At 46.6% G+C, this 16,484-nt stretch carries 16 protein-coding genes; all 16 read right to left on the bottom strand.

Annotated features, from left to right (window positions below; genetic code table 11):
- Positions 1-17: 17 nt before the first annotated feature.
- Entirely contained in the window at positions 18-2,765 is a 2,748-nt protein-coding gene (locus IM265_RS20255) for a VirB3 family type IV secretion system protein (RefSeq protein ID WP_047955814.1), read from the bottom strand.
- Between the two features lie 11 nt (positions 2,766-2,776).
- On the bottom strand, positions 2,777-3,055 hold the full coding sequence (locus IM265_RS20250) for a TrbC/VirB2 family protein (protein ID WP_047955813.1): 279 nt from the start codon (positions 3,053-3,055) through the stop codon (positions 2,777-2,779).
- Positions 3,052-3,696 carry a lytic transglycosylase domain-containing protein gene (locus IM265_RS20245; protein ID WP_047955812.1) on the bottom strand — a complete coding sequence of 215 codons (645 nt, stop codon included), beginning with the start codon at positions 3,694-3,696 and terminating at the stop codon, positions 3,052-3,054. The genes IM265_RS20250 and IM265_RS20245 overlap by 4 nt, the downstream gene beginning before the upstream one ends.
- Before the next feature lie 72 nt (positions 3,697-3,768).
- On the bottom strand, positions 3,769-3,990 hold the full coding sequence (locus tag IM265_RS20240) for a hypothetical protein (RefSeq protein ID WP_047955811.1): 222 nt from the start codon (positions 3,988-3,990) through the stop codon (positions 3,769-3,771).
- Between the two features lie 395 nt (positions 3,991-4,385).
- Positions 4,386-4,595 (bottom strand): TraR/DksA family transcriptional regulator, encoded by a 210-nt coding sequence (locus tag IM265_RS20235; RefSeq protein WP_047955810.1) that lies wholly within the window; start codon positions 4,593-4,595, stop codon positions 4,386-4,388.
- On the bottom strand, positions 4,585-5,172 hold the full coding sequence (locus IM265_RS20230; RefSeq protein WP_047955809.1) for a DUF2857 domain-containing protein: 588 nt from the start codon (positions 5,170-5,172) through the stop codon (positions 4,585-4,587). The genes IM265_RS20235 and IM265_RS20230 overlap by 11 nt, the downstream gene beginning before the upstream one ends.
- Before the next feature lie 53 nt (positions 5,173-5,225).
- Positions 5,226-5,420, bottom strand: coding sequence for an AlpA family transcriptional regulator (locus IM265_RS20225; protein WP_041165340.1), 195 nt, complete (start codon positions 5,418-5,420; stop codon positions 5,226-5,228).
- Between the two features lie 349 nt (positions 5,421-5,769).
- Positions 5,770-6,687: a hypothetical protein gene (locus IM265_RS20220; protein ID WP_047955808.1), complete on the bottom strand. Its 918-nt coding sequence runs from the start codon at positions 6,685-6,687 to the stop codon at positions 5,770-5,772.
- Between the two features lie 259 nt (positions 6,688-6,946).
- Positions 6,947-8,131, bottom strand: a complete 1,185-nt coding sequence (locus IM265_RS20215; RefSeq protein WP_047955807.1) for an MFS transporter — start codon at positions 8,129-8,131, stop codon at positions 6,947-6,949.
- Positions 8,128-9,363 (bottom strand): acetyl-CoA carboxylase biotin carboxylase subunit family protein, encoded by a 1,236-nt coding sequence (locus tag IM265_RS20210; RefSeq protein WP_047955806.1) that lies wholly within the window; start codon positions 9,361-9,363, stop codon positions 8,128-8,130. Before IM265_RS20210 ends, IM265_RS20215 begins: the two co-directional genes overlap by 4 nt.
- 49 nt (positions 9,364-9,412) lie before the next feature.
- Positions 9,413-10,768: an FAD-binding oxidoreductase gene (locus IM265_RS20205; RefSeq protein ID WP_193031624.1), complete on the bottom strand. Its 1,356-nt coding sequence runs from the start codon at positions 10,766-10,768 to the stop codon at positions 9,413-9,415.
- A gap of 45 nt (positions 10,769-10,813) precedes the next feature.
- The gene (locus IM265_RS20200; protein WP_047955804.1) at positions 10,814-11,866 is read right to left on the bottom strand and encodes a hypothetical protein; all 1,053 of its coding nucleotides are present in this window, start codon (positions 11,864-11,866) and stop codon (positions 10,814-10,816) included.
- A gap of 8 nt (positions 11,867-11,874) precedes the next feature.
- Complete coding sequence (locus IM265_RS20195) at positions 11,875-12,597, bottom strand: alanyl-tRNA editing protein (RefSeq protein ID WP_223813098.1); 723 nt, start codon at positions 12,595-12,597, stop codon at positions 11,875-11,877.
- A gap of 71 nt (positions 12,598-12,668) precedes the next feature.
- Complete coding sequence (locus IM265_RS20190) at positions 12,669-13,721, bottom strand: histidinol-phosphate transaminase (protein ID WP_047955802.1); 1,053 nt, start codon at positions 13,719-13,721, stop codon at positions 12,669-12,671.
- Positions 13,718-15,301 carry a phenylalanine aminomutase (D-beta-phenylalanine forming) gene (locus IM265_RS20185; RefSeq protein WP_080346973.1) on the bottom strand — a complete coding sequence of 528 codons (1,584 nt, stop codon included), beginning with the start codon at positions 15,299-15,301 and terminating at the stop codon, positions 13,718-13,720. Before IM265_RS20185 ends, IM265_RS20190 begins: the two co-directional genes overlap by 4 nt.
- Before the next feature lie 26 nt (positions 15,302-15,327).
- On the bottom strand, positions 15,328-16,335 hold the full coding sequence (locus IM265_RS20180; protein WP_047955801.1) for a TauD/TfdA family dioxygenase: 1,008 nt from the start codon (positions 16,333-16,335) through the stop codon (positions 15,328-15,330).
- Between the last annotated feature and the right edge of the window lie 149 nt (positions 16,336-16,484).

The raw sequence follows: 16,484 nt of genomic DNA, 5'->3' as shown, positions 1-16,484 counted from the left end.
TTACCTCCGGTTGGCTTTCAGATTGCCCGCTCAAGGAAAGCGTCTTTCCATTCATCAGGTCGCATACCGTCCTGATAAATGGCATCGAATATTTTCAGGTTGTCCTCACTGCCGCTGAGAAGCCGGGTGAGTTTACCCAGTCCGGACAGATCCATTTTCGCCATTGCCACAAACGGGCGGGTTTCTCCGGCCTGCAACGGTGTTTTCAGGATGACCATATAATGCTCGCCCGGATCAAGGTTTCTGACCGTCTCATAAACGCTGTCCGGCACTTTCATTTTCTCCACGTAATCCGCATGGCTGGCTTTTGGATTGGCGAGGAAAATCTGGGTACCGCATTGCTCAATAATCGCCGGGGCGATGGGGTGTCTGACGATTTCATCCGGTGACTGTGTTGCCGGGATGAAGATACCGTTCAGCTTGCGGATGACCTTCAGCATATTGAGCGAGAAGCGGGAAAATTCGACATCGGCCAGCCAGCGCCAGAACTCATCCATAAACATCACCAGGCGGCGACCATCCAGCAGGCTGGTCACGCGATACAGCAGGTAAAAGGTCACGGGGCCGCGAATATCGTCATCATCCAGAAATTCGGTGCCGTCGATACCAAAGTTATCGACATCGCTGATGGTGAAAGTATCAGCCTCGTTATCAAACACCCAGCCGAACTCGCCCCCCTGCGCCCACTGTTTCAGGCGAATACGCAGCCCGTTTGTGCGGGCATCTGCAGTCGGCGGCTCTGGCAGCATTTCCAGCAGCCGGGTGATCCCGAACCGGCGGTACTCCGGCGGGTAGTCCAGCATGATGGTGTCAACGGCGGCATTGATCCGCTCCTCATCGCGCGGATCGAGCGGCTTACCGTTGCGGCGGCACAGCATGCGCACCAGACGTTTAATGAAACTGATGTTCCGGCGGGTTGGCTCCAGCGTAAACGGGTTGAAGCCGGTGGGCTCGCCGGTACGGATGCGGAAATAACGCCCGCCCGCCTGGCGGATCGCCATCTCCGCCGCCCGATCCTTATCGAAATACACTGTGGTCAGCCGTTTGATGGTGGCAGAAGGCGCAAACGTCGCCGGGTTGCGGTACTTCTGCATCAGTTGTTGCATGACCGTCATCAGCAGGGTTTTGCCGGAGCCGGTTTTCCCGATAATCGCCGTATTCCCTGGCGTTTTCTCACCGGTATCATCCCGCCCGGCCTGGCTGTCGTGAAGGTTCAGGTAATACCCGCCACCGCCGGGAGATGTGAGGATGGCGATGGCTTCCCCCCACGGATTGCCGCTGCGTTTGTGGGGATGGAAGTTATGCAGGCAGGCCATATCGGCAAAATTCTGGCTGCTGACGGCCACCAGTCGGGGACGCAGCGTATAGACGCCCGGCAGTTGCGCCAGATATGCGGCGGGCAGTGACAGGGTGGAGAGCGTCGTCATAATACCCAGATCGGCGAAGGGCTGGGCCAGAACGTTAGTGTCCTTCACCACCTGTCCGGGACTTTCTGAGGAGATCAGCAGGGAAAAGTGGAATTTACCGCACGACACATGCCCGGACTGCAGCAGGTCGCGCAGGACAATCAGCTCTTCGCGCTGGGAAATCGCGTCGTCGTCCGCTGAGTTCAGCCGTTTTTCCGCCAGCCGGATATGATGCTGCGCCTCATCCCGTGCCATGCAGGTAAAGGACTGCGTCAGAACATACTCGCTTTCGGCGTACAGCAGCGCATCCAGCATACCGGTATGGGTTTCCGGGGAATAATCCTTAATCTCAAGGCTGCGGAAGAAGCGGGAACCGCTGACCGTCTGGCATTCACCGGTGTCGGTGGTGAAAAACACGTCCGGCGTGCTTAACGTTTCATAAAACGGCGAGCGCGTTACGGCCACTTTCTGCCACTGGCCGGTGATCAGGCGGTGGAAGAACGCCATTTGCGAGGAATATACCCGCCCGTTTTCTTCATATATCCCCAGCGGCATTGCCATATAGCGGGATAATGAAGATTCCAGTGCTTCGCGGTATTCCAGCATGATTTTGAGCGCGTCATCCAGTGCTGCCAGGCGTTTACCGTGCGACTGCGCTTTCATGGTTTTCTTCTCAATCTGAGAGAACGGCGCGTAGCAGACGGTGAAAAAGAGCCGGTGCCGCCAGAACGGTTTTTCTTTTACCGGCTGGTAATACCGACGTGTTACCTCATCGGAAAAGGGAATGCCGGAATCCGCCTCAAAGACATCATGATATTTTTCACGGAGCCGGTGAATATAGAATGTTACCGGCAGCCCCTCATACGAACGAATAACGTTATTCAGGTGCGTGGCCATCAGGGTCAGGAGATGTTCGTCTTCACATTCAAAGACTGTGCCGCCCAGCTCCCAGGTGGCAACCAAATCACGGTGACGATTTCTGATGACGTAGGGGTGAATATGGGAGGAATACGGAATATATTTATCCAGCGTAATACGCTCGTTTAATTTCATTTTCTGAATAAACTCCGAGACATCAACGTTATCGTACTGGTTTGCCAGCAGGGCATTCGCGCCAAAATGGGTATTGGTGAAAAGTCGTCCACGGGTTTTAAACGCCAGCCAGAGCAGACTGAAATAATGAATATCCTTTCGGGCTTTGTTTTTCATTTCCGCCCAGGCAGGAATGAGCAGAACCGCCAGGTAATAGCTGACATAGACCGCCAGCAGGACGATGGCCCCGCTGACGAGAACGAACGGCACCAGAGGAATACCCATAATGGCGGCAGGCCGCGTCAGTGCTTTATTCAGCGTAGCCATCGTTGCCTCTCTTATGACGCCCAGTAGGCACCGAAGCCGGACGCGCCGACAATCAGGATCGCGCCGATGATGACGTTACGCATGTCGTGCAGGCTCTTGCCGTCGAACAGCACCTTGTAGCCCACCCACATGGTCGCCAGCGTGATGGTGACGGCGGCCAGTCCCAGCAGGCCGGTCGAGGTATTGCTCAGTGTTTCATTGGCCTTGTTAAAACCACTGTCCGCCGCCAGCACCGGGGAAGACAGCAGCACGGAAACAACAGCGTAGTAACGGCGTTTATGCATGATCATTTCTCCTCATCAGGGATAACAGGGATAGCGCCGCGAATGACGGAACCGGGATAATGCAGGGAAGTCAGGATCGGCGCAGTGGCACCGGCTGGCTCGTCGCGCAGCACAACGGCGGGATAGCGGACAGGCGGTTGCGCGTTCCGGTCAGGGTCACGCTGCCGGTCTTCCCGGGTGGACGGGACGACATAGCCAATGCGCTGCACGTAGCTGGTCTGGTTAAAGGCCGATTCCGGTCGCTGGCCGGTTTCAAAGTTGCCGGAGTAGTAACAACTGAGCGCCCGTTTCAGTGTTCCGCCGCGCCGGTAACAGTCGGCGAGAATGCGCTCAAATACCGACAGATTGATGCAAGGGTTAAGCAGGTCGCTGGCCGTGACGCCGTAATGGCGGAAATTGGTGCTGGTGATTTGCATCAGGCCGACCGAATAGCGTCGGCCCTGTGCAGCCAGCTGTCTGGTGAGGTGGATCGCCTCCGGCAGGCTCGTGGGGAAATGTGAAATCACGCCCCGGCTGTCTGGCAGAGTTTCAGCAATGGCGTAAGGGTGGAAACCGGATTCGACCCGTGCGACATCAAGTGACGTGGCCGGGTGAATACTGGCGGCGCACTGCACCGCCAGTGCCAGAAAGGCAGTGGTGGAAAGCATGCTGGCCTCGTAACAGAGAGAACGGCGGCTTATAGAAAAGTACGCCGCCGGTGGAGAAGAAGAGAAAATGGATTAAGCGGCAGAGGCATCCTGTGAAATGTCGCTTTCTTCTCTCGGTTCGAGCAGCACCAGCCTGCCGGAAACCGCAATACCGGGTATCAACACGATATTCAGGCCGGGCTTGCAGTTATGCGCGAAGGCAACGCCAACTTTTGTCCAGTACGTGTTTTTTTCACCCTGTGCATCGGGCTGACTTTCCTGGGTGACAAATACGTGATAAATGGGTTTTCGCATGAAGTCTCCTCTAATAAAAACATCGATGAGTTAAATAAATGTCACATCCCAATTCTGCATTCCGGTTTTAACGGGGCAGCGAGAACATTCAGCGGCACCCTGAATTGTGGTCACGTGACAGCCCGATCCATTTTTTTAAAGAGCAATACCCGGCCCGGACGAATTAACGTCTATCTTGGCAACCATGCTGTAATGGCAATTTCAGGATCGGATATTTATCGCAGGATATAAACGACAAACTCAAAATAAAAAGAAGAGAGATTAATAAGTGGGGAATTTAAGATGCTATGAGAAGGATAAAAGTATAAAAAAGAAAATAGAGACTCATTTAAATTTAATGAGAATGATAAGGACGTGCAGAGAAATAATATCTTCGCACGTCATTGTTGCCATGATTAACGTCTACGGCGCTCAAGTTTTTCCTGACATTCCGTACAGGTGGTTACGCCCGGCAATGTCTGTCGTCGCTTTTCAGGAATGGGTTTACCGCATACACGACAGTGGAGTAATGACGGTTCTAACCCAGGTTTAAAACGATTCTGTTCAATCATCTCCTCTAGTCGCTGTTCATTAAATTCCTGATCGCGATCAATCTCATCCGGCATGGGGCACCCTCCTGTTAGCGACGACCTCCTGTTCGCACAGCGTAATACGCTTCCAGACCGTTGTGAGTGACAGTCCTTCGGTCCTTGGCAGCAGGGATTCAGTCACCTTCATCATTGCTATCAGCGCGTCGGGCGATTCCAGGTTGTCCACCCGGCATCGTTGCCATTGCCGCCAGATCTCGGTATCCGTCTCTTCATCTGGCTCAGGTGTGCGCCCATATGGCACGCTGATACCCAGTAACCGTCGGCGAAGGCTGACCTCATTTGACGTCAGGCCAAAATAGCGGTTGAGCAAAGCGATAGAACCACCCAGGCGGATAGCGCGTTTAATCTGCTGTTGTCGCCGATATTCCTGACGTGCCTGTGTCAGTAAATGAGACAGAACATCATGGCTGACAGTAATCGAAATGAAGGGTGCCGCCGTCCGGCTGACAGTAAACAGTTCATCAAGAGATAACTGATCGAGAGCATTTATTTCGTCGAAAGTAAATCCCAGAGCTTCGCAGTGGCGAATATTGCCTTGTTTTAGTGCATGCAGTGCATCGGTCATGATGGCGTAATTAATTGATGGGATCATTCTGTTATCTCCTCAATTTGTTGGGAGGAAAGTTGAGTACATAAACGGATGTTTTAACTACTCTCACGTCTGGATAATTTCCGGTTGATCCATTCATCAAGTTCCGATTCGAGCCATGCCACACTGGCAGGGCCGATTTTAATGGAACGAGGAAAGTCGCCATTTTTCATATATAGGTAGATCTGCGAGCGTTTCAGGCCGGTTTTTTCTTCGACCTGTTTTAAACGTAATAACTGGTGTGTTGTCATTGTCTGCTCCTGCATCAAAATTAACCGAGGTATCCGACAATCATAAAAAACACAGGTAAGAGCGGAGGGAAAGTTTCTGAACCCTTATTAAGGGTTACAATACCCTTATTACGAGTTTTTAGGATGAATGAAATGTCTTAACTTTTGCGTTTAATTGCCAGAGTAGTGGCTTGTCCTTTTTAGTAGATAATCGATTTGATAGTTTGATTATTCTATTAGGTGAGAGATAAGGCAGGTTTGATATGAAAAGAAATGGGATTCGACAGGGAATGAAAAAAATTAGTGGGAGTGTGAGCACGTATTATGAATGGTTTTACAATTGATATGGATATTATTCGGGTATGCCATATTATTTTGAACTCTGATTCGGGGATCCGCGTTCAAGCGCTCTTTTCAGCGTGTCCGCGCTCAGATGATCGGTAATACCATCGACTGATGCCCATTCTTCAAAAATGGGAAGAAGTTTATAGGGATGCCTGAGCAGTGGACTGATCGAATCATTATGTTTGCATGCTAACCAGAATAAGCGTGAGAGAGGTGTGGAAAGCCTACTGGATGAAGTGTGGGTAAAGCGATCTGCATGTGTACCGAGTAATTTATCAAGTTCCTCTTGTCGTATTACAAAGCAGGCATCTTCCGGGAGTTCATAAACAGGAAAATATCCTTTACCGGAAAAATTCATGAATCTGTTTACTGATTCATCCTCATAAATATCTGCAATGATATGCGCCGGTAATCGCGTGATTTGCTGATTAATTCTGTCCTGCCATGTCTTTTTTTCAAAAATCTGATATGATTGGCCTGCCAAAGCAATTGTAATACCATAATTGGCATTATTTGCACCTGTAATAGGTAACGGCATATTTAGAGAATGTGCAAGTAGTCGCTGAATGAGAACGAATTCATGTCCCAGCATACCTATGTTCATGACTAATTGAGCAGGTGAGATATATTCCCCCTCTGTACTGAGAATTAAACCTTTACCATTTAAAAATACATTTCGTTCAAGCATGCAAAGCCGATATGGTAGAGAATCGCCTACTGGGCGTAGTTTTATTTTGTTCACTGAGGAACGAATTTTTCTCAGTATAACAGGTGACTGAAAGTATATCGAAAGTGAAATGTTACCATATAAGGCATGTCGATAAATATCATATTCTGCTATTTTTATATCCCTAAGTTTATTGGTTATTTTTACTGCTTCACGGATGGTAACCCAGGCTGGCTTAGGGAAAAAGGTATTGACTTTACTAACATCATTTTGCATAAAATAAACTCCTTGAATATCACAGAGTAAACATGATATTACTTGCTATGCTTAATAATTTTACTCTTGTAATCTTTGATGTATTTTAAAAAATCGTGTGCCACTGCCTACGGATAAATCAGATTATATACTCAGAAAGTTTTAAGATTGTCATGCATGATGTTCATAAAGTTAATGATGCCGTTTTCCGCAGCATTCACATACGTTGCGGTAACAACTGTTACCACAATCATTATGTTATAGTGTTGGCCTCGTCTGATTATGAAGAGTCTGCGAAATTTTTATCCGTATCAATACCGATTAAAGGTCGTTTCTGGAGTATTGATAACCATGCTCCAGCTGCTGCAATAAAACAGGTCAAAACTCCCAACAGGAAGGAAATAACACTCAGCTTTCCTGCAATAAGTAACAGCCCTGCTACTGTAGCAGTGGCTTCAGCAGCGCCCCAGACACAGGTCTGTATTGCCATTACAACAGATCGACGTCCTCGCCAGATTCTAACTGCCTGCGCCTGATACAACGGACCACAAATCATTTCTCCGGTTACTATCAGGACGACAACGATATACAGAACGGCTTGCTGCTCAGATGAGAATATTAATAATGCACATCCTGAACCGATACATAAGTTTGAAATAACAACCCGCCATAGTCGGCTTATCCTCTGTGAGAATGAAGTGATATAAACCTGTCCGATAATGATGATAATACTTGATAGAAGAAATAGAGTGCCTACCAGTTCACTGGAAAACTTTTCCACCGCATAGGTCGGCAATACATAATAAAACTGGGCATAGCCAACCATCGTCAGGAAATTAATCACCATAAAAGCGATAATTTGGTGATTACCAGTATCCTCTGATGAATTCGCTGTTTCACTTTTTGTGTCAGCCACCTCAGGATGGGTTGCAGAGGGTAGAGGACGGGTGGCTATTGCGCCCAGTGTCCCAAGTAACAAGGGAAAGGCAACAAACCAGTAACCTGTACCTGAAAGCATGAAGGACGCCAGAAATGGTGCAATACCAGCGCCAGCATTGGCTGCAACGTTTTCATATGAAAGCACACGCTCATGCTCGCCGTCATGGAAAACATGCACGATGTATGAAATTTGCGATATGACTGATACAGAGTTAGTCAGGCCAAATAACGTTGCAAGAACAATCCAGACAAAGATATCAGAAACGCCCATTGCTGCTGCAACGAGCATCAGGAATGCTGATATGGCAACACCCAACAGCGTCAGTGCGATCTCTGCTTTTCGTTCTGTTTTGTCCAGCAGGCGATGGAAAGCGAGCGCGCCTGTACGGTTCGCCACAATAGCAAACCCGACGACGATACCGGCAGCGCTACTGCTGAGTCCCACAACGCTATTAAGCCAGACAGCCATGAAGGGATAAAAAAAGCTCCAGGCCGCAGCTGAGAAAAAGCGAATAATGTATATCATTTGAATACAGGTATCCTGTCCCCATGGTCAGTTTTTACGCGTATCAGGTTGATTTCCTGCTGAACAATGTCGGTGTACCCGGTAAGCATCCCGACCCACGAATAATCCGATACCCCCACAGGCTGGATGCGGCTGCCTGGACTGGCTATCGGGGTATGAATGGATGAAATCGCCGGAACGTCCCATCCACGGATAACCGATTCTTCTGCCAGACCATACCAGTAGCTCAAGGTATTATTGATCTGCGCTGCTTGGTCATATGCGGGGACGGATTCTGCCAGACCTAATGGGAGTAATGCTGCATGCTGCAAAACAGTTGAAGGAGAATATCCATAGGCCAGAGCAACCTGTTCTACGATAGTTGCCCCACCTAAACGTCCCATATTGGCATCAATAAGATATGCTGTCGTATCTGTGGCGATAAATTCACAGTGGAAGAATCCGTTATCAAATCCTGAACGTAAGACAAGATCGTGAATAGCCGCCTGAATTTTTGCATGTACGATGGGCTCAATACCGCAGTCGTTTGGAAAATGGTTTGCCACCTCAGTAAACCGAACTCTTTCACGTCTGGACAACCCTAGGTAAATAGTTTTACCTCCCTGCACAAATCCTTCCATGCTCACTAGCGTTCCTGAACAATATTCTTGGATAATCCAGGGAAGGGTTTCACAGGATTTAGCACCGCTTGCTATTATCGCTGACTTGATCGTATGCGTCGGGTCCCGGTCTGCTTCAATATGCAGTGTGGATGTAGCAAGCGCGCCTGAACCGATCGCTGGTTTCAATATGATCGTATTGTTTTCACGTACCTTAAGCCAAGGTAGAACGAATTTATCTTCGGAAAATGAGATTTGTACCTCTTCCGGAACATGCTCAGGGACGATCTTACCGACCGCATATTTTGACGCCAGCTCAGCAAAGACGGAGGGTGGTCCTCTAAAGTTAAACTCCTCCGCGATTTTGTTGACCATCGGGAATAATTCATCAAAAAAAGTAGTAATGCTGTGGATATTCTGAGTGACATCCGGATTGGCATTCAAATAGTCAGACAGAGCATTATGGTCAGAAAAAAGAGGAATACATTGAACATCACTAATTGCTTGTAGGGCATCGCCACAAAGTGCAGATTTATCAATAGAAAGAATAAGGTCGTGACCTGCATTGCGAATAGCGTCACTAATATATTTCACCGATATCTTGTTTATTCCTACGATTAATATGTATTGCATACTAAATATTCCCGTTTTAGTGTAACCAGAATAGTTCTGCTGAATCCGCTCAATACATTTTTGCTGGATTCATGATATTATGTGGATCCAAAGCAGACTTAATGGCTTTCATCAAATGCAGGGCTGCACCATGCTGCACTGGCATCCATTTTATTTTTCCCTGTCCGACACCGTGCTCGCCACTGATGGTTCCACCATATGACAAAGCTCGTTCAGCCAGACGACTCAGAAATCCCTGTATAACAGGAGTTTCTTCCTCTCCTTCACGGAGCATAAGTAAAAGATGGAAATTACCGTCTCCAACATGCCCTATTAAGGGAGCCTTGAGCACTGTATTCGCGATATCCGTTTCTGTTGCAGAAATACAAGCACTCAGGCATGACAGAGGGACACAGATATCCGTAGGGATCCCCTGGCAACCTTCATAAAAGGCATGGAATGCCCACCACGCATCATGACGTGCTACCCACAGTGCTTCTCTTTCTTCTGGATGAGAAGAAAGCTGTACTTCCCCCCCGTACCTGTGCACATGTTCTTCAAATAACGCAATATTACCTGGCATTGACAGGCTATTAACGTGTAACTCCACAAACAAATGCGGTTTTTCTGATAATCCCAGTTTTGAATAAGCATTACATGCCCGAACTGCGGAAACATTAAGGAGTTCAATACGTGCAATAGGTAGTGCAGATTTCAAGGTGTCTGTCACAGCCCTGACGGCATTCTCTACTGAGTCAAACGCACAAACACCGGAAAGAATAACTTCAGGGAGTGGATGAAGCTTAACGGTTAACTCACTGAAAATGCCTAGTGTGCCTTCCGAACCAACGGCAAGTGAAAGCAGGTCAAGCCCCATAGCTGATTTCACCGCTCTGGATCCTATGTTTGCTATAGACCCGTCAACCATGACAAGACGGGCAGCCCGGACATTCGTTGCCATCGTGCCATAACGCACTGAGTTTGTTCCTGAGGCACGGGTTGCGGCCATACCGCCAATTGAGGCATTTGCACCTGGGTCAACTGAAAAAAACAACCCTGTTCCCCGGAGAGCTTCATTCAATTGTTCGCGCGTGACACCGGGCTGGATTGTCGCGGTCATATCTTCAATGCTGATGTCCGTAATGGCATTCATTTCAGAGCAATCAATGCATATACCTCCTTGCGGGGCATTGATCTGTCCCTCGATCGAGGTCCGGGCACCACTTGGTATCATGGGCAGTCCTTCAACAGAACAGAACGTCACGATATCCACGATATCCTGCTCATTTCGGACGATCACAACCCCATCGGGAGGACTAAGAGTAATTCCCGTCGGAGCTTGGCAGTACTGTTCTCTGAATGTCGGCTCCGTATGAAAATGATCGCCAAATTTTTCCTGTAATTTTTCGATAACTGATATGTTCATTCATTGCCTCCATTGTAAATATAAAATCAGGTCTTTATGGTGGAACTATTCTGGCTTTTTAAACCCTGATGGTTTTCTGGCAGTTCGACCGTCATATTCTGGTCTGCCTGAAATGATCAATTCCAAAAAATAAGGATGTGCATTCTCATCCTCAAGCTGTCGTCCGGATTTAGTGTGTACCTCAATAGCGGAAAAGAGATCAACAAGTCTGTCCTGTATTTGTTCAATTTCCGGCGATTTAAGCGTAACCATTGCACTAAATTTAAATGTCCCATCTATGTCAAAATATTCACTTTTTTCGGGTTTGGACAGGGATTTCTCAGTTTCATAACACATAAATTTGTCTTTAAGATTAATAGATTCTGGGGTCCTTGGCATTCTGAGTGTCGGTGCAAGGCGAACAAAAGGGGCTTCCTCATGATTTCGTTCTTTTGCTACAAGACTCAAAAATTCGACCACACGAGAATCGAATGCAATGTCAAGTTGATGGCAAACTTGTTTAATTTCAGCCACGGATGCAGTGTCAACCATATATAGATATGTCATAAGCGGCCATAAATCAAAATTGTTCTTAAATCCTCTAATTATTTCATCAGAAATAATAAATTCGCGTTCATATCGACTTAGGCTGAGTGCGCGGCGTAATATTTTGGAATCATGGTCTCTCAGTTCTAGTCTTGAAGACAGATCTCTTGTTTCTATTCCTTTCCCAAATAGCATTTCATGCATATCAGAAGGTAATAAATCCTTAAAATAATGCCAGAAATAATCAAAGCTTGATTTGCTTGATGTTTCTATACCAAGAGAGTTGTGGAGTTCTACTGCTGAGTCTATACTGAGATATTTCCTGCCTGCTTCGATATCACGATAATAATTAGCAGAAAAAGGAATATCTATCCCTTCCAGAAATGTCGAAACTTTAAGATGTCCCCTTTCAACACGAAGTTGTGTCAGGAATGAACCAAGAGCATGTTTTTCATCTGTCTTGTTAGACGTTTTACCAGGGAGACTATCTACGTGTTTTGTTTCGTTTTTATCTGTTCTCATACCAGAGGCTACCATCGTTATTTGTTGATTAGATATTGACTCTATAGACATCTACCAGGTTAACCTGAATTATCAGAGAGCCTGAGTGCTATACGCGTCATGTTTTTTTTGATTTTCAACGTGGAAAATATCATCCCGATCTCTTTTGTATCTTTTACATGTGTACCTCCACAAGGAATTGACCATCGTCCACACTTCCATATCCGAAAGTTATTTCCCTGTTCGGGAACATTTACAGTTTGTATCTCATGTCCCGATGAACAAAATTCATTTAGTTCTGTTGTTGCCTTTTCAAGAATATCTTTATCAATATAGTCAAGAAGTTGATAATGATTCTCTCCGCTTTCATCATTGAGTGGTGAACGAACAGGGTAAGGGATTGAATGGCCTGTTACCTGCTCGAGTATACAATGGATCAGATGTACAGCCGAGTGTATACGCATCTGGTGATATCGCAGATCCCAATCAAGAATAGCAGTCACTTGCTGACCTGCCTGCTTTTTCAGCAAGTCAAAACCGATCTCATTAATATCAAGATAGTGTCTGATCTCTTCATCTTTTCGTTTTGTTGTGAGAACACCGATTTTTTGTTGTGATGTCAGCATATCCGGTAAAACAAGATAACCTCTGTCACCCAATTGCCCACCACCCTGTGGGTAAAAAATGGTCGGACTGAGGACACAATAGGGAGAATTTGACTCATCAAGGTTAACATGAAGGAGTCGCGTTTGGGTTTGACTTAGATAGGGGGCTGTATGGTATAGCCCAGGTACTTTATTCATATTCTTAAACCTCAATTGAATAGATACTTTTAATTATTTATTTGAATGAATGTAAATAACCTTGGCAGAATCTATGCTTTTAGTTCTTTCTCTAAAACAAAGAGTAACTTTTCCATTTGTTCCCGGGGTCCGAATGAAATTCTCAGGCAATGATCCAAAGAATAATCGGTCAGCCTGGCTATAAGGAAACCTTCACTGTTAAGACTGTTCTGGATCTCCCGGCTGCGTTCTTCACTGTCAAATTCAACAAAGACGAAATTGACATATTGGGCACTGGCTTTGACTCCGTAATCTTCAAATAAATCTACCAGTTTTCTTCCCCAGCTAAGACAATATTCTGTTGTTTTGAAAAGATGCTCACGATCCTGTAGTGCATGTTCACCAGCAAGAGCAGATAAAGCACTGACATTGTAAGGCGCCCGGCGAGCTTCCAGTTGTGGATACAGATCTGTGCTGACGTAAGCCCAGCCAAGACGCAATCCGGCAAGTCCATACGCTTTTGAAAATGTTCGTAAGCATATTGAGTTAACGCGTTTATGAACTATTTGAATACCTGCCGTATTTTCGATATCAGGTGTAAATTCTGCGTAGGCCTCATCAATGATAATGGTCGTTTCTGGCGGTATGGTTTCAACTAAAGATATCATTTCTGAAGGTGCAATATAGTGACCCAAAGGATTAGAAGGATTAACTAGGACCAGAATGTCAGGTTTATGACTGACCGCCTCTTTTAAATCCTCAGGGAGGATGCGCCCACTTTTCACTGGGATCTCACTGTATAAGGCTCCGAGAATATCAGTTCTCTTTTTGTACATCATAAAACTGTGACGAGGAGCGGTAAGCCGTGCACCCGGTTTCAGCAGACTACGCAGTGTGATATCAATCAGTTCGTCAGAGCCATTACCCGTGATGATCTGTTCCGGATTAATATTCCAGCGTTCTCCAATTGCTGCTCTCAGTGCATTGTAGGTGGGATCGGGATACAGGCTCAGCAAAGACAGATCATATTGTCCTGTTTGTATTATGTCTGGTGAACCCAACGGATTTTCATTGGCGTGCAGGCGGATGGAAGCATTATTATTTGCTCCCTCAACACATTCCCGGATTTTTTTAGAGAACATCATGAGTGGCCTCCAAGTATCCGGGATACGAGTTCTTCCAGATAAGGTGTTATTGACTCGTCATGGTCCAGATAAGGGACTGACTCCCTCACTTTTGCGTACCACAGGCGACCTGAATTTCCTAATTTTGTAGCATCCCTGATATCAGCTGCCTGAGCGGCGCAGATCAACTCAAAAGCAATAACATAGCGGGTATTCTGGAGCACCTCCGCCGTCCTGCGAGCAGCAACCAGACCGAAAGAGACTACGTCCTGAAAATCACCTGTTGTTGTTAGTGTTTGTATTGATACAGGTGTAGCCAGAGAACGATTTTCCGCTGTGACAGAAGATGACATAAACTGTCCCCCCATTAAACCAAACCGCAGCCCACCATTTTCTGCACATAGAAAAGAGGGGAGCCCGTTGCTGTTCGCACTGGTCAGCAATCTGTCTATTCGCCGGTCAGATAAGTTACACATGGTAATGATTGCTATCGTCAAATAGTCCATCGCGGCGGATATATACTGTCCGTGAAAATGACCGTTATGGAAAACCTGACCGTTTTCGGGTGTGATAAGGGGGTTATCATTTGACGAATTTAATTCATTACTCACTATTCGTTCCACAAATTCTATTGTCTCCAAAACCGGGCCAAGTATCTGTGGTGTGCAGCGAATTGAATAGGCATCTTCAATCGGCATATCTTCTTGTTTGATGCTATTCGTAAGCCTGCTTCCGAGTTCTGATGAAAGCTGTATATCATCAACCGCCAGCCTTGTTCCCTGGAGGTTATTCCATATCATCTCTGCAATTTTTTGCTGGCCTGTATGCGGTTTTAGTTGATGAACGTCGGGATGAAATGGCCGAATCCGGGCAAGAAGCGTTTCTGAGGCAAAGGCGGAGATTGACGCATATTGTTCAAGAAGTGACCTGGTTTCGATGACATTCAGGGCGGCAAGCGCAACCATGCAGGAGGTGCCGTTGATGAGTGCCAGCCCTTCCTTATAACTTAGCTCAAGCGGTGCGAGCCCCAGCTGGTGCAGAATATCTTCTGCAGCCAAGCGTTCACCATTGAACCAGGCATTGCCCTCACCAGTGAGCATACGGGCCATGGCTGCCAGTGGCCCCAGATCTCCGCTGGTGCCCAATGACCCTTTACGTGGTATCTCAGGAATCAGACCAGCGTTGTAGATTGCGATAAATCGATCGAAATTTTCCAGAGATAATGCTGAGTTGCCGCGAGAAAGTGAGATAATTCGGGCGAACATAGTTGCCCGGCAAATTATATCTGAAAATCTTTCACCAACATTTGTCGCAACACCACGGATAAGGTTTTTTTGTAATTCTTCAGCCCTTTCGAGCGGAACGAGATGATCGACAAACCCACCCATCCCAGTGTTGACACCATATATAACCGAGCCTTCTTTCACTAATTTTTCAAGGGCTCGTCTTGATGCGGCAATTCTTTCTCTGGTTTCTTCTGAAGCAACTATTTTTTTACTGAACTGAGAGAATTCAATAAAGTCTTTCAGACTGACGTTACGGCCTGGGCTGAGAATGAAGGTATCGCCTGTGGATGTGCTATTATGCTGTGTAATATTCATGACCATTTTCCTTCTGTTTGTTTGAATTAATGTTCAGTCCAGTCGGCAATAATGACGTTAATCTCTCTGTTTCCTGAAAATGCATGCCTGCCATGAGCAAACTGCAGGTTATCGAGCAGCAAAATATCGCCGGTGTTGAGATTCACGTCCTGTTCTAACCCCTTGACCAGATGAAATAAGTTAAGTGTCAGTTCTTCCGGTAGCGGTTCTCCATCGCCGAAACACATGGATTCGAGAAGTTCAGGACAATTCTGAGCAGCTTCTTTTAACTCTTCTTCGTCTTCGTTTCTGGAATCCACCCGTGCCCATTCAATCATCGCAGCAGCACCCCAGAAATGTGCCTGATTGCACCAGATCAACTCATTTTTACGAGGATGCTGACGCACCGGTGAAATACAGTCCTGCCAAAGGATTAAATCATCATTCCACCATTCAAATTCCCAACCCCTGGAGCGGCAGGCAAACTCTGCCTCTTCTTTTGTTTTTGCAGAAAGCGCTTCCTGCCAGCTTTTTTTTATTCCGGGTTTCAGATGAACTCGGTTTTCATCCGGCAGTGTTCTACGCAGTCTGAGGCCGCGTTCTGTCAGAAGTTGTAATGTTGAAGGCTCGACCAGTTTTGTTATTCGGCGCATATCGCCAATGGTAGATTCTCCGCCCTCTGTGGCGGGTTTGACGCAAGAGAAGGCAATGATTTCCGGTGGGTGTTTTACATAGGCCATTTCCTGATGGAGGATGATTGACCATGCCGGAGGCGTTCGGGTTGCCTCCATCACTTTACCTTTTATGGTTGAACGGGGAGATGAACCACCAATGTAATCTCTGGTGCGAAAACCTAGCGCATTCATTATCACTTCAAACACAGCGGGTTCTGCACTTTGCACAACGCCGCGTAGTAGCAACGCTCCGTTATTGAGCACTGCTTCCCGAATATCTGGTGCAGTTTGAGTAAAGAAGTTTTGCGTATCAGTGACCGATAACCCATCAACGGTGAATCCAGACAGTCCACTCTCATTACATTCTTTCAACATCACCATCTTAGTCTCCTTGAGTCTTAAGAAATGTTGATATGTCTGTCTACTAATTAATCGCCATGAATCATCAAAGTCAACAAAAAGATTATTTTTTCTTTTAAAAGAAATAAAATGTACTCAAACATCTTTTATTGATATTTATTTTATTTAAA

This window comes from Enterobacter cloacae complex sp. P17RS (genome assembly GCF_014895885.1).
GTDB classification, from domain to species: Bacteria; Pseudomonadota; Gammaproteobacteria; order Enterobacterales; family Enterobacteriaceae; genus Enterobacter; species Enterobacter bugandensis.
This window is presented reverse-complemented; position numbering and strand designations above follow the sequence as displayed.

Coding starts and splice junctions, on each gene's coding strand:
- IM265_RS20185 (WP_080346973.1), bottom strand. CDS start 15,301: ATGAATATTACACAGCATAATAGCACATCCACAGGCGATACCTTCATT.
- IM265_RS20255 (WP_047955814.1), bottom strand. CDS start 2,765: ATGGCTACGCTGAATAAAGCACTGACGCGGCCTGCCGCCATTATGGGT.
- IM265_RS20225 (WP_041165340.1), bottom strand. CDS start 5,420: ATGACAACACACCAGTTATTACGTTTAAAACAGGTCGAAGAAAAAACC.
- IM265_RS20210 (WP_047955806.1), bottom strand. CDS start 9,363: ATGCAATACATATTAATCGTAGGAATAAACAAGATATCGGTGAAATAT.
- IM265_RS20200 (WP_047955804.1), bottom strand. CDS start 11,866: ATGTCTATAGAGTCAATATCTAATCAACAAATAACGATGGTAGCCTCT.
- IM265_RS20235 (WP_047955810.1), bottom strand. CDS start 4,595: ATGCCGGATGAGATTGATCGCGATCAGGAATTTAATGAACAGCGACTA.
- IM265_RS20180 (WP_047955801.1), bottom strand. CDS start 16,335: ATGGTGATGTTGAAAGAATGTAATGAGAGTGGACTGTCTGGATTCACC.
- IM265_RS20245 (WP_047955812.1), bottom strand. CDS start 3,696: ATGCTTTCCACCACTGCCTTTCTGGCACTGGCGGTGCAGTGCGCCGCC.
- IM265_RS20240 (WP_047955811.1), bottom strand. CDS start 3,990: ATGCGAAAACCCATTTATCACGTATTTGTCACCCAGGAAAGTCAGCCC.
- IM265_RS20250 (WP_047955813.1), bottom strand. CDS start 3,055: ATGATCATGCATAAACGCCGTTACTACGCTGTTGTTTCCGTGCTGCTG.
- IM265_RS20220 (WP_047955808.1), bottom strand. CDS start 6,687: ATGCAAAATGATGTTAGTAAAGTCAATACCTTTTTCCCTAAGCCAGCC.
- IM265_RS20205 (WP_193031624.1), bottom strand. CDS start 10,768: ATGAACATATCAGTTATCGAAAAATTACAGGAAAAATTTGGCGATCAT.
- IM265_RS20230 (WP_047955809.1), bottom strand. CDS start 5,172: ATGATCCCATCAATTAATTACGCCATCATGACCGATGCACTGCATGCA.
- IM265_RS20190 (WP_047955802.1), bottom strand. CDS start 13,721: ATGATGTTCTCTAAAAAAATCCGGGAATGTGTTGAGGGAGCAAATAAT.
- IM265_RS20215 (WP_047955807.1), bottom strand. CDS start 8,131: ATGATATACATTATTCGCTTTTTCTCAGCTGCGGCCTGGAGCTTTTTT.
- IM265_RS20195 (WP_223813098.1), bottom strand. CDS start 12,597: ATGAATAAAGTACCTGGGCTATACCATACAGCCCCCTATCTAAGTCAA.